General features: G+C 58.7%; 21 protein-coding genes and 2 tRNA genes. 14 read left to right on the forward strand and 9 right to left on the reverse strand.

Going from position 1 to position 25823, the window contains the following annotated elements; genetic code table 11:
* Positions 1 to 7: 7 nt before the first annotated feature.
* On the reverse strand, positions 8 to 685 hold the full coding sequence (locus MEMAR_RS05565) for a hypothetical protein (RefSeq protein ID WP_011843978.1): 678 nt from the start codon (positions 683 to 685) through the stop codon (positions 8 to 10).
* Positions 686 to 1023: 338 nt separating this feature from the next.
* On the opposite strand from MEMAR_RS05565, the gene MEMAR_RS05570 reads away from it, so the two are divergent.
* The 4 genes from MEMAR_RS05570 (at position 1024) to MEMAR_RS12450 (ending at position 7028) form a co-directional block, all read left to right on the forward strand.
* Positions 1024 to 2850, forward strand: a complete 1827-nt coding sequence (locus MEMAR_RS05570) for a PAS domain-containing sensor histidine kinase (RefSeq protein ID WP_011843979.1) — start codon at positions 1024 to 1026, stop codon at positions 2848 to 2850.
* A gap of 142 nt (positions 2851 to 2992) precedes the next feature.
* On the forward strand, positions 2993 to 4516 hold the full coding sequence (locus tag MEMAR_RS05575) for a transglutaminase-like domain-containing protein (RefSeq protein ID WP_011843980.1): 1524 nt from the start codon (positions 2993 to 2995) through the stop codon (positions 4514 to 4516).
* 246 nt (positions 4517 to 4762) lie between these two features.
* The gene (ercA, locus tag MEMAR_RS05580; protein ID WP_011843981.1) at positions 4763 to 5902 is read left to right on the forward strand and encodes an alcohol dehydrogenase-like regulatory protein ErcA; all 1140 of its coding nucleotides are present in this window, start codon (positions 4763 to 4765) and stop codon (positions 5900 to 5902) included.
* Positions 5892 to 7028, forward strand: a complete 1137-nt coding sequence (locus MEMAR_RS12450; RefSeq protein WP_011843982.1) for a PAS domain S-box protein — start codon at positions 5892 to 5894, stop codon at positions 7026 to 7028. Before ercA ends, MEMAR_RS12450 begins: the two co-directional genes overlap by 11 nt.
* A 152-nt stretch (positions 7029 to 7180) precedes the next feature.
* Here MEMAR_RS12450 and MEMAR_RS05590 read toward each other — a convergent pair.
* Positions 7181 to 7252: transfer RNA gene (locus MEMAR_RS05590), tRNA-Arg, on the reverse strand.
* A 52-nt stretch (positions 7253 to 7304) separates the two neighbouring features.
* The gene (hypD, locus tag MEMAR_RS05595; protein WP_011843983.1) at positions 7305 to 8336 is read right to left on the reverse strand and encodes a hydrogenase formation protein HypD; all 1032 of its coding nucleotides are present in this window, start codon (positions 8334 to 8336) and stop codon (positions 7305 to 7307) included.
* A 46-nt stretch (positions 8337 to 8382) separates the two neighbouring features.
* Here hypD and MEMAR_RS13350 point away from each other — a divergent pair, with 46 nt between their 5' ends.
* Together MEMAR_RS13350 and MEMAR_RS13355 are read left to right on the forward strand one after the other, a co-directional pair.
* Positions 8383 to 9117: a mechanosensitive ion channel domain-containing protein gene (locus tag MEMAR_RS13350; RefSeq protein ID WP_281033855.1), complete on the forward strand. Its 735-nt coding sequence runs from the start codon at positions 8383 to 8385 to the stop codon at positions 9115 to 9117.
* Positions 9045 to 9419 carry a mechanosensitive ion channel family protein gene (locus tag MEMAR_RS13355; RefSeq protein ID WP_267312965.1) on the forward strand — a complete coding sequence of 125 codons (375 nt, stop codon included), beginning with the start codon at positions 9045 to 9047 and terminating at the stop codon, positions 9417 to 9419. The genes MEMAR_RS13350 and MEMAR_RS13355 overlap by 73 nt, the downstream gene beginning before the upstream one ends.
* Here the strand turns inward: MEMAR_RS13355 and MEMAR_RS05605 are convergent, their stop codons facing one another.
* Positions 9420 to 10352, reverse strand: a complete 933-nt coding sequence (locus tag MEMAR_RS05605) for a radical SAM protein (protein WP_011843984.1) — start codon at positions 10350 to 10352, stop codon at positions 9420 to 9422.
* Between the two features lie 144 nt (positions 10353 to 10496).
* Here MEMAR_RS05605 and MEMAR_RS05610 point away from each other — a divergent pair, with 144 nt between their 5' ends.
* The 4 genes from MEMAR_RS05610 (at position 10497) to MEMAR_RS05625 (ending at position 12744) form a co-directional block, all read left to right on the forward strand.
* Positions 10497 to 11228: a sugar phosphate isomerase/epimerase family protein gene (locus MEMAR_RS05610; protein ID WP_011843985.1), complete on the forward strand. Its 732-nt coding sequence runs from the start codon at positions 10497 to 10499 to the stop codon at positions 11226 to 11228.
* Positions 11229 to 11308: 80 nt separating this feature from the next.
* Positions 11309 to 11381, forward strand: a tRNA-Thr gene (locus MEMAR_RS05615).
* Between the two features lie 311 nt (positions 11382 to 11692).
* Complete coding sequence (locus MEMAR_RS05620) at positions 11693 to 12109, forward strand: class I SAM-dependent methyltransferase (RefSeq protein WP_011843986.1); 417 nt, start codon at positions 11693 to 11695, stop codon at positions 12107 to 12109.
* Between the two features lie 197 nt (positions 12110 to 12306).
* The gene (locus MEMAR_RS05625; RefSeq protein WP_011843987.1) at positions 12307 to 12744 is read left to right on the forward strand and encodes an FKBP-type peptidyl-prolyl cis-trans isomerase; all 438 of its coding nucleotides are present in this window, start codon (positions 12307 to 12309) and stop codon (positions 12742 to 12744) included.
* Between the two features lie 220 nt (positions 12745 to 12964).
* Here MEMAR_RS05625 and MEMAR_RS12945 read toward each other — a convergent pair whose 3' ends face one another.
* Positions 12965 to 16798, reverse strand: a complete 3834-nt coding sequence (locus MEMAR_RS12945) for a YecA family protein (RefSeq protein WP_011843988.1) — start codon at positions 16796 to 16798, stop codon at positions 12965 to 12967.
* A gap of 318 nt (positions 16799 to 17116) precedes the next feature.
* Between MEMAR_RS12945 and MEMAR_RS05630 the strand changes: the two genes are divergently transcribed.
* Together MEMAR_RS05630 and MEMAR_RS05635 are read left to right on the forward strand one after the other, a co-directional pair.
* Positions 17117 to 18802 carry a bifunctional metallophosphatase/5'-nucleotidase gene (locus MEMAR_RS05630; RefSeq protein WP_011843989.1) on the forward strand — a complete coding sequence of 562 codons (1686 nt, stop codon included), beginning with the start codon at positions 17117 to 17119 and terminating at the stop codon, positions 18800 to 18802.
* 73 nt (positions 18803 to 18875) lie between these two features.
* Positions 18876 to 19190, forward strand: a complete 315-nt coding sequence (locus MEMAR_RS05635) for a ferritin family protein (RefSeq protein ID WP_011843990.1) — start codon at positions 18876 to 18878, stop codon at positions 19188 to 19190.
* Between the two features lie 12 nt (positions 19191 to 19202).
* Here the strand turns inward: MEMAR_RS05635 and MEMAR_RS13115 are convergent, their stop codons facing one another.
* Entirely contained in the window at positions 19203 to 19379 is a 177-nt protein-coding gene (locus MEMAR_RS13115) for a hypothetical protein (protein ID WP_011843991.1), read from the reverse strand.
* A 32-nt stretch (positions 19380 to 19411) separates the two neighbouring features.
* The gene (locus MEMAR_RS05640) at positions 19412 to 20257 is read right to left on the reverse strand and encodes an SDR family oxidoreductase (protein ID WP_011843992.1); all 846 of its coding nucleotides are present in this window, start codon (positions 20255 to 20257) and stop codon (positions 19412 to 19414) included.
* A 163-nt stretch (positions 20258 to 20420) separates the two neighbouring features.
* Between MEMAR_RS05640 and MEMAR_RS05645 the strand changes: the two genes are divergently transcribed.
* On the forward strand, positions 20421 to 22259 hold the full coding sequence (locus MEMAR_RS05645; protein ID WP_081432598.1) for an AMP-binding protein: 1839 nt from the start codon (positions 20421 to 20423) through the stop codon (positions 22257 to 22259).
* Positions 22260 to 22796: 537 nt separating this feature from the next.
* On the opposite strand, the gene hisH is transcribed toward MEMAR_RS05645, so the two are convergent.
* Together hisH and MEMAR_RS05655 are read right to left on the reverse strand one after the other, a co-directional pair.
* Complete coding sequence (gene hisH / locus MEMAR_RS05650; RefSeq protein ID WP_011843994.1) at positions 22797 to 23405, reverse strand: imidazole glycerol phosphate synthase subunit HisH; 609 nt, start codon at positions 23403 to 23405, stop codon at positions 22797 to 22799.
* Positions 23380 to 24789, reverse strand: coding sequence for a phosphoadenosine phosphosulfate reductase domain-containing protein (locus tag MEMAR_RS05655; RefSeq protein ID WP_011843995.1), 1410 nt, complete (start codon positions 24787 to 24789; stop codon positions 23380 to 23382). Before MEMAR_RS05655 ends, hisH begins: the two co-directional genes overlap by 26 nt.
* Positions 24790 to 25201: 412 nt before the next feature.
* Between MEMAR_RS05655 and MEMAR_RS05660 the strand changes: the two genes are divergently transcribed.
* Positions 25202 to 25522: a hypothetical protein gene (locus MEMAR_RS05660; protein WP_011843997.1), complete on the forward strand. Its 321-nt coding sequence runs from the start codon at positions 25202 to 25204 to the stop codon at positions 25520 to 25522.
* Positions 25523 to 25823: the final 301 nt, after the last annotated feature.

Below are 25823 nucleotides of genomic sequence, written 5' to 3' on the forward strand. Positions count from 1 at the left end.
GTGAGGGTTAGTTCTTTCTCCCCGCAACCAGCACCAGCCCGGCGATCAGCAGGGCGGCGCCGGCAAGGGCCGGCGAGAGGGGCGCCTGCTGCGTGGGGGGCGCGGTGCTCAGGTCCGCGTGGAGGTCGACGGTCTCCCCTGCGGCGGGATACTGGTTGATGGCCGCCGTGTAGGGGAGATAGCCATCTTTGGTCACGGTGTAGGTCTGGTAGGGTGTCCCGGTCACGTAGACCTGCACGGTGAGGACACCCTGGCTGGTGGTGCCCTTGACCTCGTTGTCGAACTGGACGGTTGCCCCGTCAACGTTGGCGTGGACAGTGTACCAGCCGACGTCGCCGCCGATCGGGGCGGGAGGCGCGGCGGGGTTCAGGGTCGCGTAGAGGTCGAAGACCTCTCCCTTGCCGGGAACGGAGGTTACGTCCCCGTAGTGGGTTGTGTATCCGTCCTTCTCGACACGGAACGTCTGGTAGGGTGCACCGGTGGTGTAGACCGGGACGTACAGAACGCCGCTCTCGATCGTACCCTTGAATTCGTCGTCGAAGTAGACGTCGGCTCCATTCACGTTACAGTTGACCGCATACCATCCGTTGTCCCCGCCTACGGGCGGCTGAGCACTCGAAGGAAGGACAATAAGGAAGCAGGCGATGAGAGAAAAAACCAGAAGGTTGCGTACAGCGTTTTGCATAAAAGCCTCCGCTTTCATTAGTAAATTCTCTTCTGAGGGATATATCTTTCTCTATTTTATCGGCCGAATCAAAAAACAAAAGAGATTTACAGTAACTTCGCCGGCTTTCCCGTTCAATCGGTGCGCCCCCGACGTGATCGCGCCCGTGCATGTTCTTCCGGTACGATGCTCTCCTCACGGCCGGACCGGGGGCGGCGGGAGATCCGGAAAGCCCGAACTCACCGCACAGGCATCCCCGAACCGAAAACCGTCCAGGGAAACACCGTATCGCATCTGAGCGCGGTGACTTTTATTCGGGAGTAATTATAAAACCTGGCCTGCAAGGAGGAAGTCCTGCCATGGCGCCACTGCCCGAGACCATCCGCACATTCATCGTCGGCATCCTGATCGGGATATCGATCGTCCTGACCTACTACTTTCATGCAGTCCTCTCGGTAGGAGCGGTCTTCTCCCACTTCTTCTACATACCCATCATCCTCGCCGCCCTCTGGTGGGGGAGACGGGGCATCAGCGTGGCCTTCTTCCTCGGGGGGCTGGTCCTGATCAGCCACTTCCTCCTCAGGACCGACGTCGGAACCGTCAACGACTACGGGCGTGCGGTGATGTTCGTCGTGGTCGCGATCGTCATCGCCTGGCTCTCCGAGCGGCTGAAGAGGCAGCAGAAGGACACCGAGCGGGAGCGCGACCGGGCGCAGGGCTACCTGGACGTGGCCGCCGTCCTGCTGGTCGTGATCAACGCGGACCAGACCATCGGCCTCGTCAACCGCCGCGGCTGCGAGCTCCTAGGATACCGGGAGGACGAACTCGTCGGGAAGAACTGGTTCGACGTGGCCATCCCGGAGCGCAACCGGGAGGATGCCCGGCAGGTATTCGCCCGTATGATCTCCGGCGCTGCTACCACATCGCCAACGGACGAGATCGTCATCGTGACGAAGGACGGCGACGAGCGTACCCTCATCTGGAAAGAGGCCGTCCTGCGGGACGCCGGCGGCCGTATCACCGGGGTTCTCGGGTCGGGGAAGGATATCACCGAGCGGATCCGGGCACAGGAGGCGCTCCAGAACCGCGAGGCCCAGCTCCGCACGATCGTCGAGAACCTGAACGAAGGGCTGGGCGTCTTCGACCTCGACGGCCACCCGCTTCAGTGGAACCGTGCCGCAAGAGAGTCCTTCGGACTGTTCGGCTTTGAGAGCGCCCCCGGGAACGTGAGCGAGTTCGACAGTCTCTTCGAGTTTACAACGACGGACGGCACCGTCCTCCCGGTGGAAGAGTGGCCGCTCTCCCGCGTTCTGCGCGGGGAGCAGATCCGGGATGTGGAGGTGCGCACCCGGCGCATCGGAACCGACCGGCAGCGTGTATTCAACTACGGCGGCACCCTCGTTCGCGGCGCGGGCGGCAGCCCCTTTATGGCGGTGGTCACGTTCACGGACATCACCGACCGCAAAGAGGCTGAAGAGGCCCTCCTCGCGGCGAACGAGGTGGCGAACCTGTATCTCGACATCATGGTTCACGACATCAACAATGCCAACGCTATAGCGCTCGGATACAGCGAAATCCTCGCCGAAGACCTGGAAGGCACGAACCGGGAGATGATACAGAAGGTCCGGTCGGCCGTCAGCCAGAGCATCGAGATCATCCAGAACGTCTCGACGATCCGGCGTCTCCGCTCGCTGACCCCACCCTTGAGGCCCGTCGATCTCGACGCGGTGATCCGGGCCGAGATCCGGCAGCACCGCGAGACCGATATCCGGTACGACGGGAGACCGGTCACGGTCCTCGCCGACGACCTCCTCCCCGAGGTCTTCACGAACCTCGTCGGCAACAGCATCAAGTTCGGGGACCCCGATGTCACGGTCGCGATCCGGGTCGAGGACCAGGACGGCGAGGTGCTGGTCTCGGTCGAGGACACGGGGCCCGGCATACCCGACGACGTAAAGCCCGCCCTCTTCTCGCGGTTCCGGAAGGGGAAGAGTTCGAAGAGCGGCAAGGGTCTCGGGCTGTACATCGTGCGGATGCTTGTTACCCGCTACGGGGGGAGCATCCGGGTGGAAGACCGTGTGCCGGGCGCCACGGAGGAGGGGGCGGCGTTCCGGTTCACGCTCAAAAAGGCGGCGCGGGAGGAGCCGGAGACTCCGGCCATCCCGGAGGCCCGGCCACCGATGTAGAATGGCTGCAACGGCCATCCTCCCGGCCTGACTTCCGGTTTTTTCGAAAAACCCCATTTAAAACACTAAAATCGGCGAAAATCCCGGGAAAAAGGTTCGAAAAAAGAAAAAATTTTTCTACAATCCGCATGTTCTCTTTACTATGAGATCCACTGCGATCACTATTTCTGCGGCTGTATTCGCTCTTCTTCTCATCTTTGCGGCAGGATGCACTGCCGCAACGGAGGAAAAAGCCGGTTCAGCCGCTTCTTCGCCGGCCGACGAGGCCTACGCCCGGGGGCTCGCCGAATATGGAGCCGCCAACTACCGTGTCGCCGAAGAACGCTTCGCGGAGGCCTGTGCCCTCTACGCCGATGCCGGCGATCCGGATAAGGCCAGAACAGCCAGGAACGCCATGTTCCGGGCGAACAGGACGTATATGGAGTATTCGCTCGACACCGCGGCCGCAGAGGCGGCGCTGCGGGAGAAGGTTCCCGGTATCACCGATGCCGCGATAACCGACTGGCTGGAGAACCGGGCGCAGAAGATCGTCTCGGAGAACGAGACGCTCTACTTCTACGACGTCGCCGGCGACTACCTCTACGCGCACCCCGGCGAGATGCAGAAACAGAACGAGAGGAGTCTCGACTTCGACTACGTCGCCCGGTATGCCTGGTCCGGGAACCGTTCGGAGCACGGGCCGTACGTGAACCCGGTGCGCTACGAGGGCGTCGAGCGGCTCGAGATCCCGTTCGAGGCGCTTCCGTCGACGGGCATCCTGAAGATCTGGTTCCCGCTCCCGGTCGAGACGGACGCGCAGAGGAACGTCACCGTCACGAACCTCTCGTGCCCCGACTTCATCTCCGCCGGCCCGGTCACCACCGGCCCTATCGGCTACGTCTACTACGAGATCCCCGTCGAGGCGGTCAACGGGAACCTCGTCCTCTCGGCGGATATCGCGTTCACCTCCTACGAGCAGATATTTGAGGATATCAACCCGGAGAAGGTCGGGGAATACGATACGAGCGATCCCGGGTATCTGCTCTACACGAAGTCCGAGAGGAACATCGAACTCACGGACGCGGTCCGGGAGAAGGCACTTCTGATCGTCGGGAACGAGACGAACCCGCACCTCCAGGCACAGATGATCTACCGCCACATCATCGAGACCTACCCCTACAGCCACGTCCCGCACGGTTCGCTCGATGCCCGGGAGCCCAAGGTCGCCGAGTCGACCCATATGTTCGAGACCGATCATGGCGACTGCGGCACCCAGAGCATGCTCTTTGCCGCGCTCTGCCGGTCGCTCGGGATCCCCGCCCGCGCCGTCGGCGGCTACCAGATGCTTCTCTCTGAAACGCCCGGCACCCACTTCTGGGCGGAGTACTACCTGCCCGGCTACGGCTGGGTCCCGAACGACGTGACGGTTGCCGAGGCGGCCGACTGGGTCGTCATCCCCGAGGAGAAGCGGTCGGCGTTCAAGGACTACTACGCCGCGAACCTCGATCCCGCACGCCTCGTCATCCAGAAGAACGTCGACGCCCCGATGGACCCGGCCATCCCCGGCGATGCCGTCGTCTTCAGGGTCGTCCGGCAGTACCCGGCGATCGTCTGCGATACGGCAGAGGACGACCTGGATCTCATCGGCATGGAGTGTTTCGGCATCACCCTTGAGCCCGTAGCGTGATCCCGGCCATCCTTTTTTCGACAGGTCCGTCCGGGAAATGCGTTGCGATTCCGGTGGGAAAGGTGCCGTGAGTCCCGTATTAAGCGCCTTTTTTTGTGCCAAACTTAATGAATAAGATGGGATCAATATCTACGCATTGCAACGCACTCTTCAATCGCACCGGTTCGCCAGGATCTATGCCTGCGGTTCCGTTTTTACTGACCGGAACTCTCCTGACGATTGCCGGACTTACCATCATACCGAACCATGATCCAGAGAAGCCAGTTTGACCTGAGAAAATTCGTAGCTCCCGAATTTATCTGCGGATACGGGGCCCTGCACCTTGCAGGGCGGTATGCCCGCAACTTCGGGATGAAGCAGGTGCTCCTCGTCACCGACCCGGGTGTCCGGGCCGCAGGCTGGGCCGGGGCCGTCGGGGAGAGCCTGACCGAAGCGGGGGTATCGTTCACCGTCTTCGATGCCATCTCCGCGAATCCCCGCTCCCGGCAGGTGATGGCGGGTACGGAAGCATACCTCGCCGGGGAGTGCAACGGCATCGTCGCCGTCGGCGGGGGCAGCCCGATGGACTGCGCCAAGGGGATCGGGATAGCGTCCTCCAGCATGCGCGACATCCTCACGTTCGAGGGCGTCGACCGGGTGCCGGTGCCTGCCCCGCCGCTCATCTGCATCCCGACGACCGCCGGAAGTTCCGCCGACGTCTCCCAGTTCGCCATCATCACGGACGAAGGGAGGAAGCGGAAGATCGCCATCGTTTCTAAAACGCTCGTCCCCGACATCTCCCTGCTCGATCCCGAACCCCTGACGACGATGCCGCGTGAACTGACCGTGGATACCGGCATGGATACCCTCAGCCACGCGATCGAGGCCTATGTCTCGAACGCCAGTTCCCCGATGACCGACGTGCATGCCCTCGAGGCGATACGGCTCATCGCGAGCGCACTCCCGGCGGCCATGGCCGAGCCGGACGACCTGAACCTGCGGTTCTCGACCCTCCTTGCCAGCCTTCACGCCGGACTTGCGTTCTCGAACGCAAGCCTCGGGGCGGTGCACGCGATGGCGCACAGTCTCGGCGGGGCCTACGATCTTGCGCACGGGCGGTGCAACGCGCTCCTCCTCGAGCACGTGATGGCGGCGAACTACGACGCGGCGTCCGGCCGGTACGACCGGATCGGCGAGATCCTCGGGCAGGGACGGGCAACCCCGGCAGAGGGGGCGGCCGCGTTTCGGAAAACGCTCGGGATCACGGAAACCCTCGCCGAAGTCGGCGTCCGGGTGGATGCGATCCCCGCTCTTGCGGCGGCGGCGCACGCCGATCCCTGCATGGTAACGAACCCGCGCAGCCTCGCCTGCGAAGACATTGAACGGATCTATGGGCATGCACTCTGAACCTCCCGGTGAGCGGGACGCGCTCCGCGAGAAGATCATCGGCCTCGGGGAGACGTCCCTGCACAAGAGTTACTATCCCGAACTGCAGAGACGGCTTGCGGAGCTCGAACGGTTCAGGGCGCTGCTCGACCAGACGCACGACGCGATATTCCTGATCCGTGCGGAGACCGGGAGACTTGCGGACGTCAACGCATCCGCAAAGGCGTATCTCGGCTACTCGAAGAAGGAGCTGCTCAAAAAACTGTTCGCCGACCTGATCTCCCCCTCAAAACAGGCTCAATTTTCCGAGTTCCTCATGGATTGCAGCAATCTGCCGTCCGAATTCCGGCAGGCCTTCACCGCGCCGCTCGTAGCGCGGGACGGAACGGAGATCCCGATGGAGATCACCGTCCGGTCGGTCACCTTCGGCGCCGAGCAGTATATCGTCGCGATTGCACGGGACATCACTGATCGGATCCACACCGAGAGGGAGCTCAGGATAAAGGAGAGCGCGCTCGAATCCTCGACGAACGGCATCCTCATCGCCGATCTCACCGGAGCGGTCATGTACGCCAACCGGAGTTTTACCGCGATGTTCGGCTACGAGCGGGAGGGCACGATTACGGGGAGAAACCTGGAGGCGTTCTTTGCGGACCCCACCGTCGGGGAGAAGGTTACGGCCCATCTCCTCGACAACCCTGCGATCGTGCAGGAGACGGTCGGGCTGCGGAGCAACGGCTCTCCGTTTCACATCCAGATCTCGGGCAGCGTCGTCCAGAACGATGCCGGGCAGCCGCTCTGCATCATGCTGATCGTGATGGACATCACCGAGCGCATCCTCACCGATCAGATGAGGCGGGAGACCTACGCGCAGCTCGGGAAGAATATCGAGCAGTTTGCCATCCTCGGGGACCATATCCGGAATCCCCTGCAGGTGATCGTCGGGTACGCGGAGATGATCGACGACCCGTTTGCAGAGAAGATCCTCGCAGAGTCGCGCCGGATCGACGGCTTCGTCACCGAACTCGACCGGGGATGGATCGAGTCGGCGAACGTCAGGCAGTTCCTGCGACGGCACGGGGACGGTGCAAAGCCCCCCGGGGAGACGTTTTTCCGTTTTTCGAATTGGAAGGAAGAAGATCCCTGATGCACGTTTTTTTTACCCGGTATGCGCGATTTTTAGCGAACGAGATCATCACTTTCCATTCTTTCGGAGTATACCGTCCCTTTCCTGCGTTGAAACGATCGGCTGCGCTGGCGACCGTAAATCCGACGGGCAATTAACTTCAAAACAAGAAACGCCCCGGCCGGGATTCGAACCCGGGTCGAAAGCTCCGGAGGCTTTCAGGATATCCACTACCCTACCGAGACTGCCATATTATGTTGTCGTGTATGGTATAAAAGGCCAGCGGAGAGGAGGGTTTCATGCCCTCCGCGATTCGTAGAGATGCCATATCTTGCACGCCCCTTCGTGGCTGACCATGCAGGGGCCGACGGGGGTGCGCGGGGTGCAGGCCTTCCCGAAGAGCTTGCAGTCGGACGGCCGGGCGATGCCGCGCAGCACCTTGTCGCAGATGCAGGCGGAATGCTTGTCCACGTGCCGGATCTCGATATCGTACTTCTTCTGCGCGTCGTAGCCCTCGAACTCCGGTTTCAGGCGGAGGCCGGAGGCCGGGATCACCGGGAATCCGCGCCACTCGACGTCATACGGCTCGAAGACCTCGTACATCAGGCGTTTCGCCTTGACGTTCCCTTCCCGGGTGACCACGCGCGGGTAGGCGTTTTCCACCCGGTGCGCCCCCTCCTTGACCTGCCTGACCGCCATCAGGAGGGCGAGGAGGATGTCCTCCGGCTCGAACCCCGCGACGACCTGCGGGACGGGGAACTGCTCGTACTCCTCGTAGCCCATCACCGCGCAGACGTGTCCCGGGAGGAGGAACCCGTCGAGCGACGCCTCGCCCTGGGCGAGGAGCCATGCCATCGCGGGCGGGACGAGCCGGTGGCACGAGAGGATCGAGAAGTTCTCCGGCGGGCGGGAGAGGATCGTGGCGGCGACCGTCGGTGCGGTCGTCTCGAACCCGACCGATATGAAGACGACCTCCCGGTCCGGTTCCCGCCGGGCGATCTCCACCGCCTTGTGGACGCCCTGCACCACCCGGACGTCTCCGCCGCTCGACTCGAGCGAGCCCTTCGACCCCGGGACACGCAGCAGGTCGCCGTAGGTGGCGATGGTGCAGTCCCGCTCCACCAGGTCGAGCGCGGCGTCGATCTCGCCCTGCGGCGTGATGCAGACCGGGCAGCCCGGTCCCATCACGATCTTGAGGCCCGGGGGAAGGACGCTCCTGAGCCCGGCGCGCGCGATCGCCGCCTCGTGGGTGCCGCAGATGTGCATGAGCGTGATATCACGGTCCACGAGAGCGTGAAGCGTATCGAGGATCTCCTTACCTACCGCCATGAATTATCACACTTATATTCCACTGACAGCACATATTAGTACCGGAATGAACAGCATCATGTACGGAAGCGCGGTCGTCCTCTGCGGAATCATCGCAGCGTTCATCGTTCACGAGGTCTTCGGGTGGCTGCAAAAGCGGGCCGACCTCACGGAATCAAAACTCGACGATATCGTGCTCTATTCGCTCGACAAACCCCTGGCCATTGCCATAATCGCGGGTTCCGTCTGGATCTCCGTAACGTTCATCATCGACCCCGCGGCCCTTCTCGGGGAGTACGCATGGCTCGTTTCGGAGAAATACTTCGCCGCGGCGGCGATACTCATCGCGGCGTGGGTGATCTCTTCGTTCATCTACAACTTCATCAACCTCTACGGCAGGTGGATGGCGTCGCAGACCGAGACCGACCTCGACGACCGGATCATCCGGGTGCTCGAGGTCTCGGCACGCTACATCATCTGGTTCATCGCCATCCTCATGGTGCTCCAGATGCTCGAGGTGAACATCACGCCGCTCGTCGCCGGTGCCGGGCTCGCCGGCCTGGCGGTGGCGCTCGCTGCCCAGGACATCGTCTCCAACTTCTTCGGGGGCGCGGTCATCCTGGTGGACAAGCCGTTCGCGGTCGGCGACCGGATCAAGATCGACGAGTTCCTCGGAGACGTGATCAGCATCGGCCCCGGAGCACCAGGATCAAGACGCTGGACTACCAGATGGTCACCCTTCCGAACTCGAAGGTATCGAGCAGCGTCATCGTCAACTACGCCCTGCCGGACGTCAAGTTGAAGATCAAGATCCCGATCTCGGCTGCCTACGGCAGCGATATCAAGCGCGTGAAAGAGATCCTCATCGAGATCGGGTGCGAGGCCGCGGCCCGGTCGAAATACGTCCTCTCCGATCCTGCGCCGTCCGCCTACTTCCTCGAGTTCGGAGCATCGAGCCTGGACTTCATGCTCATCATCTGGGCAAGGGCCTTCAACCTGGCCTGGGACGTCCAGGACTACGTGAACACGCGCGTCTACGAGCGGTTTGCGGAAGAAGGAATCGAGATCCCGTTCCCGCAGATGGACGTCCACATGCGGGAGTGATCAGGTCGGCCGGTAAAATACCCCTCTTTCCTCCTCCACGGGTTCGATCAGGCCCCGGGCTTCGAGGACCCGGAGGTGCTTCGCGACCTCGGTTGGACGGATGCCGAGCAGCGTGGCGAGATCGCGGGGCGTGCAGGGCCGGCGCCGGATTGTTGCGAGGATGGTCTCCCCGATATCCTCGCTCTCCGGCGGTAACGTCCGGCCCGCGTACGCTACCCCGATCGCTCCCGCGTTTCCGCCGAGCATTGCCGCGATCCGCTCGATAGCCTCGGGCGATGCCGGCCGGACCCAGTTCTCGGTGCCGGGCCTATCAAGGGTGTTTACCTGCACGCGATCGGGTTCGATTGCTATTACGGCGTCTTTCAGGAGCCGGAGTTCCTTTTCGGTGTCGTTGACGCCCGGGACGATGAAGATCTCGAGCCAGACCTCGCCGGTATACTCCCGGGCGAAGTCGAGCAGGCCCTCAAGCACCTGCTCTGCGGTGATGCCCCGGCAGGGGCGGTTAATCTTTGAAAAGACCTCTTCGGAGACGGCATCGAGCGACGGCACCACGAGGTCCGCGGGCATGAGGGCCGCCCGGACATCCGGGTCGGTGAAGAGCGCGCTGTTGGTCAGCACCGCGACCCGGTAGCGGGGGTAGCGGTCTTTGATGAAGGAGATAATCTCGCCGATCCCGGAGTGAAGCGTCGGTTCCCCTGACCCGGCGAACGTGACGTAGTCGAGTTCCGGCGCCTTCGCGAGAAAATCGTCGAGTTCCGCGATGACCCGGTCGGTCGGGACGTATTCGCGCCGCTCGCAGGTAAGATCGGTCGTCCGCCCGCATTCGCAGTAGACACAGTCGAAGGTGCAGGTCTTGTGCGGCACCAGGTCGATCCCGAGCGAGATGCCCAGCCGCCGGGAGGGAACCGGGCCGAAGAGGTAACGGTATGCCATGGGGTTTTCCGGAGTAGTATCCGGTGCGAGGAACCATCAGGATTTACCTCCCTGCAACAGCCCGGTCGGCAAACCTTGCGGGTCGCGATACACCGGGAGGTGCGTATTCCGAACCTATTTATCGTTCCGCCCGGAACATTCTGTATGTTCGGCGTCTCCACATACTGCCTTCACCGCGAACCGCTCTCTCTCGCGCTCGAGAAACTTGCTCCCATCACCGATTGCGTGGAGGTGATGGACGAGGGGCTGCACTACCTGAAGAGTGCGGAATCGCTCGAGAGTTATTCGTACCGTTACTTCATTCACGCACCGGCCCGGGGGGTCAATATCGCAAGCCTCCTTGAGCCGATCCGCCGGGCGAGCGTCGAGGTTCTGGCGCAGGCCTTCGCCGTCGCCGCCGAGGTCGGGGCGGACGTGGTCATCCACCCGGGCTACTATGCGTGGAGCGAGGAGCGGGAGCGGGCGGCCGAAAGGTTCCGCCAGTCGCTCTCCGAACTAACCGCGGCGGCCGAAGACCTCTCGGTCACGTTCTTCGTGGAGAACATGGGGAACTGGGAGTACTTCTTCCTGCGCACCTGCGACGACCTGCCGCTCATCGACGGGATCGGGCTCGCGCTCGACGTCGGCCACGCGAACCTGAACGGGTGCCTGGACTGTTTCCTCGCCCACCCGGCGGCGCACTTCCACCTGCACGACAACGACGGCACCGGGGACACGCATTCGCCGGTCGGGGACGGGACGATCGACTTTTCGGCCGTGATGAAGGCTGTGCGGAGGAGCGGCGCCGTCCCCATCGTCGAGGTGGATACCCTCGAGGGGGTGACCGCCAGCATATCCGCGCTGGAGGGGATCGCCGCCGCCCAAACGGGCGAATAGGGGCGGTCCCGCCCGGTTATTTCCCCGGTTTCGGCCGTAACCTTTTATAGGGTTAACTTCCAACATAATTGGTGCGTCACGCCTCAGTGGCTCAGCCGGTAGAGCGTGTCCTTGGTAAGGACAAGGTCGCGAGTTCGAATCTCGCCTGAGGCTTTCTGTTTTGCATTACAGCACTTATCGAAGGTGTAATCATGCATCTCGTCCCCGGGTTGCAGCATCGAATTGGGCTGATGTTGTTCGTACGATGATCACGGGTATCTTGCGATACTGCAAAGCGTAATCCCGGACGATTGTGCTTGTAATTGGTCCGGTTTGTCATTGCTCATGGGTGCCGAGAATACCAGCCGTGTATCGAACGTGAGGTCGACTTCGTGACTGTTTCGGTAGTTGATCCGTCCGGTAATATTCCCGGCCGAAGCATACCCCTCACTTTCTTGAGGTGCTGCACAAAAGGTGACATACCTATGCCAGGGCTCGTCTCGGAAAAAATGGGTGTTAAAGAAGGAATGAGGGCATTCTTCCTGGATGCGCCGCCGGAGGCAGTGGCGGCAATGAATCTGCCCCCGCTTAGTATAGCCGACAATCTGGAGGGCACGTTCGACTATATACACTACTTTGTAAAAAGCCGGGCTGAACTTGATGCGCACTTTGCGGAACTAAAAGCGCACCTCGCCCCCGGCGGCAAGTTATGGATATCGTGGCCGAAGGGCGGACAGTTGGGCACGGGCCTCGACATTAAATCGGTGATCGCAATCGGCTACAACCACGGACTGGTCGAAAGCATCAACCTGCGTATCGACGACGTATGGACCGGACTTAAGTTCACCCGGCCTAAGCCCGGCAAGATCTACAATAATCGTCACGGACGACTGCCTGATTAGACGGATCAGAAATGGTATTTGCAGATGGCGGTTGAGCCGCCGTTGATTGCATTGCCCCTCCCGTCTCCCCAACCCTGTCGAGACATACAATCCTCTGCCCTGTACCTTATCAGTAAAGACCGGGGAGCGAACTGCTGGAGACGCGCTTGTATTCCCGATGAATTAAAACCACTGCCCGACAAACCGATCAGGCACCCATGGCACCCGTGACAGACGGAGACACCCTCCTCCTGCACTTCACCAGCACCCGCCCCGACGGCGAGGTCTTCGAGGATACCCGCTCGGGCGAGCCGGTCCGGGTCACCCTCGGGGGGAACCGGATCAATCCCCTCTTCGAGGAGGCGCTGATCGGAAAAGAGCCGGGCGAGACGGTGACCGTGTCGCTGCCCCCGGAGAAGGCCTACGGGAAGTTCAACCGGAAACTCGTGGTCACGGTAAAGCGCACGAAACTGAAACTCGACCACGAACCGGTCGTCGGCGAGTTTGTCAGGGTCGAGGTGCTGGGGAAGCCCTGCCTGGTGACCGTCCTCGACGTGGACGAGAAATACATCACCGTCGACGCCAACCACCCGCTCGCGGGGGAGACGATCACCTACGCGATCACCGTCGAGGCGATCCTCCCCCGGGAGGGCTGAGCGCCTTCAGGTGACCGCGATCGTCGGCTTACTGGTTCTCCTGCTCGTCACACTCGTCCTGTTGAAATTGTGTGCTGGATCGCTCAATTCAGGAAGTTTTTGTGGAGAATGGAATAGATTAGGATGGCAACAGCCTCATATCTGACGGAAAGGCAGGACAGATAAAGTAAGGTAGCGAGGCTCAAAAGTTTAATAGCAAAATGAATCTCTAATTTCCTCCCTATTGTAGGAGTGGGTCAAATAATTTCACTCCATCACGTAACAACTGTGGATATGAAAATGTGGGTAAAGGAATCTTTTGAAAAATCGATGTGAATATGGACTCAGATAACATAAAAATTGAAATGACATCATATGAATTTGAATCGAGATTATATGCTGAAGCAACCTTTTTGACGTTGTTTTTTAACCACTCGTCGCGATCAATGTGTTTACTTGCCCAAGATTTTCGTTTCTCCTTATCGATTATAAATCTGGTCATTTCATTATCAATTTCCCTCGCATTTCGACCGAAATTGATATTTTTACACTCAATTGAGAAAATCTTTTTTTGAACGATATCTATGAGTAATACATCAATGTCTCCTAAATTGCTTGGCGAGTCTAATTTTTCATTAGGAGCTATAGGGACATTTGAATCAACGATATATTCAGTATTATCTTCAAACCATTTGTGAACTTTGCTCACGAAAAATTTTCCCTTTTCTCGTTTGATCTCGCCGAGTAATTTTTGCATCTCTTCGGACATGCCTTGTGGATTTTTATAACGTCCAGAGTCTATCAATTCAGCCAGATAGTTAAATGAAGACTCTACATGAAGCGATCCCCAGAAGATCATTGGTTCCGTATCAGTTTCTGGACCAATGATAAGGGGTCTCCGAAGATACGACAATCTCCGGTTATATCTCCATGGGAGAATATCCTCATTTAATGTGAAGCCTTCGGGAGCGAGATCCCATTTTTCTCTTGGGCTTAATGAGAATAGGTTGATTGCTTTTATAACGCGATCTTCAGGCCAATTCAGGGTCGAAATGATCCGTTTTTTAAATTCAGACACTGGTAACGATAACGCTGGTGAGTTCTGTTCCGCACAGATAAAATGGTCACAACTGTGAATTAAACAGATGATGAACTGTCCAACCTCTTGAAGACTAATCCCAAATTCTGCATTGAATGCTGTATCATATCTCGAATCTATTCTAAATGCTGCTCTTTCATCTGTAGATTTATCCTGATCCGTTGAATGTAATAGAGCCGATTCGATTCCTTCTAAAGTTTTTGCACGTAAAAAAGGCGCGTCAAAGTTTGTATCACCAAGACTCTCACACCTAATGCGGCCATTTTCCAGTAGAATAATTTTGATCTGTACAAAGTCAAAGTGGATTCTATCGCTGATGTCAGCCCAATTGATCAGATGTGATGTCAACGCAAGTAGCTTATCTAATTCACTAATACTAATCGTTCGATCTCCCGCAGGAGGCTCAGCTGCGATGATCTCAATAAGAACTCTTGTACTGAGAGATGTTGAATTAATATTCGGAATGTCTTTGATCATTTCGGTGGCGAGCTCATCTACATCTGTATAACAAGAAATTATTTGAGGTGTAGAAAACTGAATATAGGCTTGATAATGCAGCAAGCCTTCATAGGAGCCAATAAGGTATTGAAGAAGCGATTCATGTGAAAACTGCTTTAAAGATTCTCTTATTCGCCTTAGATACGTATCCACGACTTTCCCACATATTTTCATTTGTTCGGCTTTATCTGAATATTCTCCAATTGAAAATTCACACCCCAAGTCCTCAACCAAATTTTCTTCCTGTGCTTCAAGATCGTGCATTTGAATCAAACGTGGTGGAGGAGTGAAGTTTTGGAAAAGGAGTCCATCTGCTTCAATTCCGGCAATTAGAATTTTCTTCTTGAGTCCAAGTGGAGCATGGAACTCAATAATAGTACGCCTTTCCGTTTTACTCAATACGTGTTTTCCACTTGATTGAATGATAAATCCATCTATCGCTTCTAACAATGAATTCAAGATGACTCTTTCTCCGATGTTATTCGCTCTTTTAAGATATGGGACTATTGTATGGGGGATTGAAAATAGAATTGAACGCCCTTCGATGATAAAATCGCATTTAGGCGTGACATCACTCAGATCATCAAATTCACAATTTAACCAGAGATGAAAATTTTCTAATTCATATCTAATTTCAATAGGATCTGTGCCTGTACTGGATAACAATGGCTTAATGCTAGGTTTAATTTGCGAAACCCAATAGCTGATAGTGTCAGATATTAAAGTATAGAGGGCTAACTGCTCAGGAGAATGCTCGGTTGATTGCGGTTCGATCCAGATTGCTTGATCATACCCTTCAACGAGACGGACTAATGATCTGTTTATGCGATAATATGGAGTATATATCTCATCAGATTCATCTTCAGAGACTTTGCAGACTGTGATAAATCCTGATGGATTCCCTTTTTTGGCTGAATGAAAGTCAAACTTTTTTGTGGCTTTTATCCTCAGGTCTCGGCCAGTCCCTGCGAGAATATCAAGTAAGATTGGTTCATTTTTATCTCCTGCACTAAACGAATAATTATGTTGGATGTAGCCACTAAACGTGTCGAGAAATGACCAAGAAAATATATCATTGGATTTGGCAAAATTTGTATATGCCTCTGCAAATTTCCACAATGTAAGCGGTTCGCACTTTCTTAATTGTGAGAGCAACTCCAACTCATCGGCACATAGAGAGAGTGTTAGGTGACTTTGGTCATCAATGATAATTTTAAAATTTCGGCCAATTTTTCCGTACACTCTTAAAGTTAAGATCTCATTACAATATTCTAGCTCTCTCTTCAAATAGGCGAAAATTTGACATACTCTGCTTATAATAATCTCTTCTAGTTTGAGCGCGTTCCATTCGCCATTTATATCCTTGCTGGGGTAGTTTTTCGCATCATCACAGATTAAAATAACATATACAAGTTTATCTGTGTCAACCTGGTATACACTCTCTTCTATGATAAGGCGCTCATCATTTATCGGTGGCAACGAAATATCCACTTCATAGAATCCGATTAATTCAAGCGACTCCTTCATGCCCATAAATACACTTTTACGGTAGTTTTCTGCAAGGATGTCACGGCACTTGAATTTTCCAGAGATATTCCAGATGAAATGCCTTAACGCAGCGGCCAGTGAACTTGGATGTGCTACAATTATATCATCTTCAAACTTGACAATTGGCGTGATAAAGAGAGGATTTTTCTTGATATTCCTTTTCTTAAATGCTGGATCGCCAACAGAAATGGTAAATGGTGCAAGGAAACGTGAATCAATATTTATACGATTAAGCAGTTCTTCAAGTTCTTCATTCGAAAATATTACCGAGCACCTATATTTTGCAAGAAGATTTTCCTCTGGGACATCAATTTTTTGATGCCAGTTTGATGGACTGACCATGTACCGTGACTGATTTAATCGTTTTGCGATTTCATTACTTAGACTTAGTATAAGTCGCGAGGTCGCATAAATGGTATCCAGGAATTCTTGTGGATATTCATTTCCCTCGAGAAAAAGAGTTTTGAAAAGCATTCGTAAGACAAAAGGTTCACAATCATAAATTCCGGGGTAAATAATATAGTTCCCGCCGTAAAATTCGATATTCTCGGTAAATAATTGCTCGGGAGGGTCTTCTAGGACTCCAACTTCACAAAAAGGATCTAAATATTCATTTAACTTATTCTTCAGACGATCTGGATCTATCTTGTCTTTCCCCCCGTGCTTTAAAGAACAGGCTAGATGTGATGCAACTTCGAGGCGTACTGTATGGCTATGGTTTTCTGGGTGTAGATGAAGTCCTGCTAGTGTTGAAATTATTTCTTTTGGATCATATTTTCTGAATTCACTTTTTAATAATCCCAACTCTGCTTTTCTGGGAGATGGTAGTGGTCTAAAAGATCCGATACAGCATTTTTTAAACTTTTTACCACTTCCACATGGACAAGGATCATTTCTGCCAACTTTACTATGATTCTCAAAGATGTCCATATGCCCCTCGTATGTTGAGGAAAATTTTATATTCTATCTTTCTTCGTTTCTCTCGTATAATTATATTTATAACTTGTTTTACTCTTTAGGAGATCTTAACAGAAATCCGTCGCATTCCAATGAATTAAACCCCTGTCCGATAAACCGATCAGGCACCCATGGTACCCGTGACAGGCGGACACACTCTCCTGCACTTCGCCGGCACCCGCCGCGCCGGACCGGGTGTGATCCAATCCGGCGACATAACCGCCCTGTTTCTTCGTTCCCACCCGGGTTGGTTCCGGCTGGTATTTATGCCGCCCGGCAAGACCTCTTCTCATGACAGCCGGTTCGCCCACAAGCGCCGGATCGCCCCGGCGGCAGGCGATCATCGGGTTACTGGTTCTTCTCGCCGTCGCTCTCGCCCCCATCGCACTCTCGGGATACTTCTCGTCGGACCCTGAACCGGTGCATGTTCGGATCCTCGCGGTCAACGACTTCCACGGGCAGCTCCCCGGCGGGCAGAAACTCGACGGCGAGCCGGCCGGGAGCGCGCCGGTGCTTGCGTCGTACCTCAAACATGCGATGGCCGATGCCGGCGGGGCAACCACGTTCGTCGCGCTCCCGGGAGACGTCGTCGGGGCGTCGCCGCCCGAGTCCGGGCTGCTGCTGGACGAACCCGCCATGCTCTTCTTCAACGGCGTCGCGGGCGACAGCCCGGAGTCGATGATCGCGACCTTCGGCAACCACGAGTTCGACCGGGGCACGGACGAGTTGCTGCGGATGGTCCGCGGCGGGAACGGCACGGCGACCCTCGACCGCCCGGTAGACCCCTACCCGGGTGCGGCGGCGGAGTACGTCTGCTCGAACGTGGTCTGGAAGACGAACGGCACCCTTCTTGCCGCCCCCTACACCATCCGCGACGCCGGCGGTGCAAAGATCGCGTTTATCGGTGCCACGACGATCGAGACGCCCTCGATCCAGAAGGCGACCAACGTAGAAGAGGTCGTCTTTAGAAACGAGACCGAGTCGATCAACCGCTACGTCCCGGAGATCCAGCGGCAGGGGGTGCACGCGATCGTCCTCCTCCTCCACGAGGGCGGCTCGCAGGAACCCTACGACGGCCCGACCCGGGAGGGGGAGAACGTCACCGGCAGGGTCGCCGCGATCGTCGCCGGCCTTGACCCGGACGTGGACGTCGTCCTCTCCGGCCACACCCATGCGTTCACGAACGCCTACCTGGAGAACGCCGGCAAAAACCCGGTCCTGGTGACGCAGGCGTACAGTTACAGCAGGGCGTTTGCCGACGTCGATATCGTCATAGACCCCCTCACCGGCGAGGTCACTCATACGTCGGCGCGGATCGTCCCGGCATATGAATACGGCACCAGCCCCGACCCGGAGGCCTCGGTGCTGCTTGAGATCTGTGAGGAGGCGGTCGGGCCGATGACCGACCGGACCATAACGACCGCATCGGCGGATATCACGCGGCTGCAGACCGGTGCCGGCGAATCCGCGCTCGGCAACCTCGTCGCCGACAGCCAGCGGGCGGCGATGGGCGCCGATATCGCGTTCGTCACCACCGGCTCGCTCCGGGCGGAGATAGCGGAGGGGAACGTCACCTGGGGCGACCTTTATGCGGTGCAGCCGTTCTCTTCGACCGTGCTCTCGATAGCCCTGACAGGCGAGCAGGTCCGGGGCGTGCTGGAACGGCAGTGGGAGGCCCCGCTGCCGCCCCACAACCTCGCCGTCTCCGGGCTGTCGTATACCTTCGACGAGAGAAAGCCCGCCGGCAGCAGGATCGTCGAGGTCCGGGTGAACGGCACCGCACTCGACCCGGACGGGGAGTATACGGCGGCGATGGTCGACTTCCTCGCGACCGGCGGCGACCGGTATACCGTCTTCGGGGAAGGTACGGATATCGTCAACGGGCCGTTCGACGTCGATGCGCTGGTCGCGTATATGGAGTCCCTCCCTGAGCCTGTGGACGCGAAGGCGGATGGGAGGATCGCGATGATCGCGTGAGGGGGTGCCTGTTCCCGGCCGGCCCAACCTATAAATAACGCCTCTCCCCATGTCCCCCCGGAGGTCATCCGAGATGCCCGAATTTGCACAACCGTTCTCCGGGAACCGCATGGAGCGCAAACTGGACCGGGAGGAACTCATCAGGACGATCCGGTTCTCGATCGCCGCCGAGTACGAGGCGATCCAGTTCTACAACCAGATCGCCGAATCGACCGACGAACCGCTGGTCCAGAAGGTGATGCGCGATATCGCGGACGAGGAGAAAGAGCATGCAGGAGAGTTCCTGCGGCTTCTCCGGGAGCTTGAGCCCGGCGAAGAGGAGTTCTACCAGCACGGCTACGGAGAAGTCGAGGAGATGATCGAGGAGTTGAAGAAAGGCGGGAAGTGATTGCCCTTCCCGTCACCTGATCCTGCAGGACTCCTCGTAGGATTTCCTGCAGCCCGGACAGAGCGTCCGGGCCTTTTCGAGGTCCGGGTAGTTCTCTTCGGTGATCTCGTCGCAGGCCGCCCCGCAGATCTCGCACCAGAACTCCTTTGTCTCCGCTTTCTCTTCGCCTTTGATGCTGCGTTTGGTCATGCTATTCTCCCTCCGGGTAGTGCCGATCCACCTCATCGGGCATATGCTTTCGGGTCGGCCCACCGCGCCGCCCCGGTGAGACTGCTTCCCATCTCCCAGAACCGTTCCTGGATCACCGGGTCGAGGGCGAGGGACGACGGCCGTGTCCACCGGCTCTCCTCGAAGTAACCGCCGCTCGTCTTACCGGCATCCGGGGAGAGGGCGAGGTGCACCTCCGCCTCCGCCCCCTTCTTCGGTGGTGCACCGCCGTCCCTGCCGTGGGTATAAGCGCGGAGGAGCTTCGTCTCGATCACCCCCGGATGGAGGCTGTTCGCCGTCACCCCCGTCCCCTCGAGTTCTCTGGCGAGCCGGGCGGTGAAGGCGACGACCCCTACCTTCGATACCGCATAGGCATCGTAGGCGTCGTAGTCCGGAAAACCCGGAAGATTCTCCCAGTCGATCGACCGCACGCTCCGGTGGGCGATCGACGCGACGTTGACGATCCGTGCCGGAGCGCTTCTCGCAAGAAGCGGGAGGAACTCGTGGGCGAGAAGGAACTGCGCTAGAAAGTTCACGGCGAACGTCGTCTCGATCCCGCCGGGAGCAACCTCCCGCTCCGGCATGAAGACCCCGGCGTTGTTGATGAGAACGTCGAGCCGGTCGTACGCCCCGGCGATCTCCTCCGCGAGATCCCTGACCCGCTCCTGCACCGAGAGGTCGGCGATGAAGAGATCGAGCCGGTCGGAGCCGGTGGCCGCCTCCAGTTCCGCGAGGACCCTCCGGCCCTTCCCGGGATCTCTACCGTGGAGCAGCACGCGGTGGCCCTGCCGGGAGAGCGCGCGTGCGGTCACCTTTCCGATACCGTCCGTCGAGCCCGTGACGAGGATGGTCTGCTCCATATGCGGCCCTGTATCCCCTCTCTATTTGAACGTGGCGGTGCGGTATGCCGGTGCGCTCCACGGCACACATCTCACGACGGTGCACCGAAAAGGGTCTGCTTTCCGGGATTGTGGTGCGGCAAGAATCAAAAAGGTGATATGCTGCACCACAAACCTGTACTGCATGGTGCGATACTCGGTCACGATGGATGACGACCTCGTGCAAGCGATCGACAGGATACGCGAATACCGGGGCATGTCCCGGTCGGAATGGCTCAACGACCTCTGCACGAAGCATCTTGACGGTGCATCCGCGAAAGGCGTGCAGACCGCGGTTCCCGCGGGGATACAGCCTGCAAACGCCCGGGAGCCGAATATGACCGATTACGAGGCCGCCTGCGCCAACTTCACGATCGACGTCCCCGACCAGTTCAACTTCGGCTACGACGTGATCGACCGGTGGGCCGAGACCGACCGGAACAAGCTCGCCATGATCTGGGTGAACCAGGAAGGGGAAGAACGGAAGTACACGTTCCGCGATCTGCGGTACCTCTCCAACGGTGCCGCGAACATCCTCCTCAAGTACGGCATCAAGAAGGGCGACCGGGTCATGCTGATGCTCCCGCGGATCCCGGAATGGTGGATCTTCGTCATCGCTCTCATCAAACTCGGCGCGGTCTTCTGCCCCTGCCCGACGATGCTGACGCCGAAGGACATCAAATATCGCGTGCAGGCCGGGAAGTTCCGGATGATCATCACGAACTTGGAGAATGCCGAGAAGGTCGACGAGGTCGCCGATGCCTGCCCGCTGCTCGACACCCTCTTCCTCGCGGACGGGGAGCGGGAGGGCTGGGCGAGTTACCCGCACGAGATTGAGTACCCTGCACCGGTATCGCACCACAAGGTCAGCATGCCGGTCGCGAAGAAGACGAAATCGATCGACCCGATGATGATCTACTTCACCTCGGGCACCACCGGCGAGGCCAAGATGGTGCTGCACAACCAGAGTTACCCGCTCGGGCACATCATCACCGCCTCGCTCTGGCAGGACGTCACGGAGAACGACCTGCACCTGACGTTCTCCGATACCGGCTGGGCGAAGTGCGCCTGGGGCAAGATATTCGGCCAGTGGATCGCCGGAGCCTGCATCTTCGTCTACGATATCCGGGGGAAGTTCGGCGCGACCGAGCTCCTCCCGCTGATCGAGAGGTACGAGGTGACCACGTTCTGCGCACCGCCGACGGTCTACCGGATGCTGATCCTCGCCGATCTCGACAAGTTCGACTTCCGCGACCTGCGGCACTGCTGCAGCGCCGGGGAACCGCTCAACCCCGAGGTGATCCGCGTCTGGGAGGACGGCACCGGGCAGGCCATCTACGAGGGATACGGCCAGACGGAGACCGTCTGCTGCATCGCCACGTTCCCCTGCATGCAGCATAAGCCCGGGTCCATGGGGAAACCCGCACCGGGCTGGCATATCGAGCTCCACGACGACGACGGCAACCCGGCCGGCCCCGGCGAGGAAGGGCGGATCGCGGTCAAACTCGACCCCCGGCCGGTCGGGCTCTTCGTTGAGTACCTGGACAACCCCGAGGCGAACCGGGAATCGTTCCAGAACGGGTACTACTACACCGGCGACAAGGCGCGTATGGACGAGGACGGCTACTTCTGGTTCATCGGAAGGAGCGACGACGTCATCAAGTCGTCCGGCTACCGGATCGGGCCGTTCGAGGTCGAGAGCGCCCTCATGGAGCACCCGGCCGTCCAGGAATCGGCGGTCGTCGGGTCGCCCGACCTCATCCGGGGGATGGTCGTCAAGGCCTTCATCGTGTTGAAGCCCGGCTACCAGCCGTCCGAATCGCTGGTCAAGGAACTTCAGGCCCACGTCCGGAACACCACCGCCCCGTACAAGTACCCGCGGGCGATCGAGTTCGTCCAGGAACTCCCGAAGACGATATCCGGCAAGATCCAGAGGAACGTCCTGCGGGACCAGGAACTGCGGATGAGTAATAACGGGAACTGAGCGGGGTTCCCTCTGTTTTCTTTTTATGCGGCTAGGTGGTGCGCGGATCGCGCGTGACGGTGCTTGAATTCTGATTCTGATGAACCATCGTCACTCATAGTAGAAGCATTTCAGAATAGCTCAGGCGTCGCGAGGTGTGGTAAACAGAGTGACCAAACGAGGAAAACATCACGATGCAGTGGACCGTGGGGATATCGCGTCTGGGGGAGGGGTTTCAGGGGAGGGGGGAGCATCCCCCCTCCCCTGTCCCCAATTCGCACCTTTGGTGCTCAAACTCCTGTCCTTCGGACAGTCGTTCCCCTCATGGCGATATGCGACCGGCCCGAAGGGCGGGAGCACGAGCACCGCAGGTGCGCAGTTCCCTCGGAATCCGTGTCCGGGGCGCACCCAAAGCGGACACATACGTGCCCCCGATGTGAGTGCCGGTGATCTGTCCGAACCGAAACTCGATTACCGTCACGTACGACGCCAACCCCCGCTGCACCGCTCACCAAACAACCGCACCACCCCATCAGGGTTAAAAAAAGCGGGAACCCCCTAGCAGATTCGCTCGATAAAATTCTCAAGAATCTTCAGCCCCACCGCCCCGCTCTTCTCGGGGTGGAACTGGACGCCGTAGGTGAGCCCGTTATTGACCGCCGAGGCGAAGGGGTGGACGTAGGTGGTGCTCGCGATGGTGTTCGCCGGTGCGGCCGCCGCGTAGTAGGAGTGGACGAAGTAGACGTACTCCTCCTCGTGGAGCCCGTCAAAGAGCGGGGTCTTTGGGTCGATACTGATGGTGTTCCAGCCCATGTGGGGGACCTTCTCCCCGCCGGCCGGGACGAACCTTTTGACGTCGCCCGGCACGAGGCCGAGCCCCCGGTGGATGCCGTGCTCTTCGCTCGAGTCCATGAGCATCTGCATCCCGAGGCAGATCCCGAGGAGCGGCGTCTCGTTCGCGGCGGAAAGAACGGTCCCTGCGAGTCCGCCGAGCATCTCCATCCCGTCCCGAAACGCCCCGACGCCGGGAAGGACGATGCCGTCGGCGGACGTTATCGCCTCCGGGTCCGCCGTGATCGCCGGTGCCGCTCCCGCCCGCTCGAGACCGCGGAGCACGCTCCGCAGGTTGCCGAGGCCGTAATCAATTATAACTATCCTCTTCTTCATCCGCATCTCCCCGTTTCCGCCACAGTCCGCGTTCGATCCAGTCTTCGGAGAGGCCGCACTTCTCCTGCCACCGGGCGAGTCTTCCATTCCACATCTCCAGGAGTTCGGGGTGAGATTCCCCGATGATTGCAAACGTCGCAAGGTCGCTCGAGGGGCACATGAAACACCCGATACGGTCGAGCCCCCGCTCGTAGAGGGGGTTGTAGGGCGCCTTCTCGCGGAAGATGTAGAGCCAGACGTGCATCGCCGTCCACTGCTGGATGGGGGCCGCCGAGAGTTGCTGCGGGACATGGGAGTTCTTCCAGACCCGTCTGCTCTGCATCCGCCGCACCGACTCGTACTTCCGCTGCCCGATGAACGAGAGGCATTCTCCCCAGTTCTCGTCGATCAGGCGGCCGACAGGGTGAAGTTTGCAGACCGTGCAGCACCAGCGGCTGTCGACGGCAGGCGGACCGTTCTCCTCGAATGTCTTCCAGAACGCCTCTTCGTCGCAGATCCTGAAGACTTCGAGCCCGTAACGCTCCGCCACCGCGTCCACGTTCTCGCAGGTCTCGGGGAACTCGAACCCCGTGTCCGCAAAGAGGAGCGGCACCGGGCCGAGCGCTTTTAAGACAACGAGCAGGGTCGCGAGGCTGTCCTTGCCGCCGGAGTAGGAGACCGTGGCCCTTTGCGGGTTCTGCTCCGCGACCTCGCGGACGAACCGGACGCTTCTGGCCTCGTAGTCCGCGAGAACCGGCTCGTTTGCCCTGACGGCGTCGTCCCACGTCGTTTCTCCGGGAACACAGACCGAGGGCGCGTTCTTTCGCGTCCTGACGATGACTCCCCGCTCCATCGTCCCGGCGGTTGCGGCGTCGGCCTTCGCTCTGCCGACGCCGACACACTCGCCGGCCTTCGTCAGGATGAAGACCTCGTCGCCTTCGGCGACGGCGGGGTCGATCGAGACGAGGCCCGGTGCGAGGACGCTTGCCCCGGACTCACGGATGGACGGGATCGCGCCGTCGTCGACGACGACGTAGCGCTTCGTCGGCTTCAGGTAATTCGCGGCGGCCGGGCGCGGGAGGGGCTCCCAGCGGTGCTCGTCGGGGAAGTAGCGGACCGCGCCGACGACCGCCCCGCCGAGGACGATCTCGTCCATCCGGTCGTCGGCGGGAACCTTGTTCAGGAGCGCGATATGGCCCTCCGGTATCAGCGCCGCTCCGAAATGCTCGCGGAATATACGGTTGATCCGCTCGATGTCGTCGGGGAACGCGGGCCGGGCGTCTCCCGGCGGCGTGACGGCTACCGGGCGGGTGGGGGCGCCGCAGGCGCAGACCCCGGAGAGCACGGGGGCGTGGCATGCGTCGCACCAGCGAAGCAGGATCTTGCCGAGGTAGATGCGGGCCATTCTTATACTCGTTGGGGCGAAACGAATAAAAATCTTGGTGTATTCTACATCTTTCCCGCAGTACTCTCTCCGGCGGCAGTTTTGTCCGCGAGAGGGGCGCCCCTCCCCGCCGGCGGTTCATCCCGCCGTATCGGCCGCCGGAACCCGGGTTGAGTACCCCGATTTCCGTGAATCGGGGTCTCCGGGCGTGGTGGAGGGGGTGAGGCAAACCATTAAATACATAAGTTGTCTCATAGTATTGTCATGTTCAATCATGTAGAATTGCGCCCGCCGGCCGTCTGCCGGCGCGTCGACAATTCTACGCCGGCAAACGGGGCGAACCCGGATCTACCGGGATCTCCCGGGATGGCAATAGAGAGTATGCCCCTGCCCGGAACCGTAACCGCCGGACAGAGGATGCGGGGTGATAACGATGCATGAGAGCAGGGGTTCAAAGATGTCGTCGATGCGCATTGCAGGAAGAACACTCCGGAAGACCGAGATACTCGGGTTGTTCATCTTCATACTCATGGCGGTCGTCATGCTTGCGGTCGGCGCAGCGCTCTTCTGCGACTGGCTCGCCGAGCCGGGCTCGGCACCTGCAGGGACACCGGCCGATATCGGTCCGATACCCGGAGGCTTCGCGATTGCCGGCACGATCCCGGTAGTCCCCCTCGTGATCGGCGTCGAGGTGGTGGGGGCACTCACTCTCGTCGTACTCTACACGCTCTCCGGCTCCGGGCGCGGGGCATAGGGCGCTCTGGTGCGACCCCCTCTCCCGCTATAGCCAGAATGCCGGTAAAAATCACCTTATTTTGCCCCGATTCTGCGTAACGTGGCGAAATGTCCGTTATATTTATATCCCGGCCGGATAACATCAGATCTATCCCACCTCGGGAGGGAGGTGTGTCATGGCAAAGGACAGGAAGCCCCAGGATAAGAAGCAGGATAAGAAGACGGAGAAGGTTCAGGACAAGGCTAAGAAGAACTGAACTGCCGGCATCCCCAATCCCTTTTTTGGCTCTCCCTCCCCGGTATCCTCTCCCTGCTAAACG

The organism is Methanoculleus marisnigri JR1 (assembly GCF_000015825.1).
Classification (GTDB): domain Archaea; phylum Halobacteriota; class Methanomicrobia; order Methanomicrobiales; family Methanoculleaceae; genus Methanoculleus; species Methanoculleus marisnigri.

Bases quoted from the DNA above. Each gene is read 5' to 3' on its own strand.
- MEMAR_RS13355 (WP_267312965.1), top strand. From the start codon at position 9,045: ATGGTCACCCTTCCGAACTCGAAGGTATCGAGCAGCGTCATCGTCAAC.
- MEMAR_RS05645 (WP_081432598.1), top strand. From the start codon at position 20,421: ATGGTGCGATACTCGGTCACGATGGATGACGACCTCGTGCAAGCGATC.
- MEMAR_RS05620 (WP_011843986.1), top strand. From the start codon at position 11,693: ATGCCAGGGCTCGTCTCGGAAAAAATGGGTGTTAAAGAAGGAATGAGG.
- MEMAR_RS12450 (WP_011843982.1), top strand. From the start codon at position 5,892: ATGCACTCTGAACCTCCCGGTGAGCGGGACGCGCTCCGCGAGAAGATC.
- MEMAR_RS05635 (WP_011843990.1), top strand. From the start codon at position 18,876: ATGCCCGAATTTGCACAACCGTTCTCCGGGAACCGCATGGAGCGCAAA.
- MEMAR_RS05630 (WP_011843989.1), top strand. From the start codon at position 17,117: ATGACAGCCGGTTCGCCCACAAGCGCCGGATCGCCCCGGCGGCAGGCG.
- MEMAR_RS05655 (WP_011843995.1), bottom strand. From the start codon at position 24,789: ATGGCCCGCATCTACCTCGGCAAGATCCTGCTTCGCTGGTGCGACGCA.
- MEMAR_RS05575 (WP_011843980.1), top strand. From the start codon at position 2,993: ATGAGATCCACTGCGATCACTATTTCTGCGGCTGTATTCGCTCTTCTT.
- ercA (WP_011843981.1), top strand. From the start codon at position 4,763: ATGATCCAGAGAAGCCAGTTTGACCTGAGAAAATTCGTAGCTCCCGAA.
- MEMAR_RS05610 (WP_011843985.1), top strand. From the start codon at position 10,497: ATGTTCGGCGTCTCCACATACTGCCTTCACCGCGAACCGCTCTCTCTC.
- MEMAR_RS13115 (WP_011843991.1), bottom strand. From the start codon at position 19,379: ATGACCAAACGCAGCATCAAAGGCGAAGAGAAAGCGGAGACAAAGGAG.
- MEMAR_RS05640 (WP_011843992.1), bottom strand. From the start codon at position 20,257: ATGGAGCAGACCATCCTCGTCACGGGCTCGACGGACGGTATCGGAAAG.
- MEMAR_RS13350 (WP_281033855.1), top strand. From the start codon at position 8,383: ATGAACAGCATCATGTACGGAAGCGCGGTCGTCCTCTGCGGAATCATC.
- MEMAR_RS12945 (WP_011843988.1), bottom strand. From the start codon at position 16,798: ATGGACATCTTTGAGAATCATAGTAAAGTTGGCAGAAATGATCCTTGT.
- hisH (WP_011843994.1), bottom strand. From the start codon at position 23,405: ATGAAGAAGAGGATAGTTATAATTGATTACGGCCTCGGCAACCTGCGG.
- MEMAR_RS05570 (WP_011843979.1), top strand. From the start codon at position 1,024: ATGGCGCCACTGCCCGAGACCATCCGCACATTCATCGTCGGCATCCTG.
- MEMAR_RS05605 (WP_011843984.1), bottom strand. From the start codon at position 10,352: ATGGCATACCGTTACCTCTTCGGCCCGGTTCCCTCCCGGCGGCTGGGC.
- MEMAR_RS05660 (WP_011843997.1), top strand. From the start codon at position 25,202: ATGCATGAGAGCAGGGGTTCAAAGATGTCGTCGATGCGCATTGCAGGA.
- MEMAR_RS05565 (WP_011843978.1), bottom strand. From the start codon at position 685: ATGCAAAACGCTGTACGCAACCTTCTGGTTTTTTCTCTCATCGCCTGC.
- hypD (WP_011843983.1), bottom strand. From the start codon at position 8,336: ATGGCGGTAGGTAAGGAGATCCTCGATACGCTTCACGCTCTCGTGGAC.
- MEMAR_RS05625 (WP_011843987.1), top strand. From the start codon at position 12,307: ATGGCACCCGTGACAGACGGAGACACCCTCCTCCTGCACTTCACCAGC.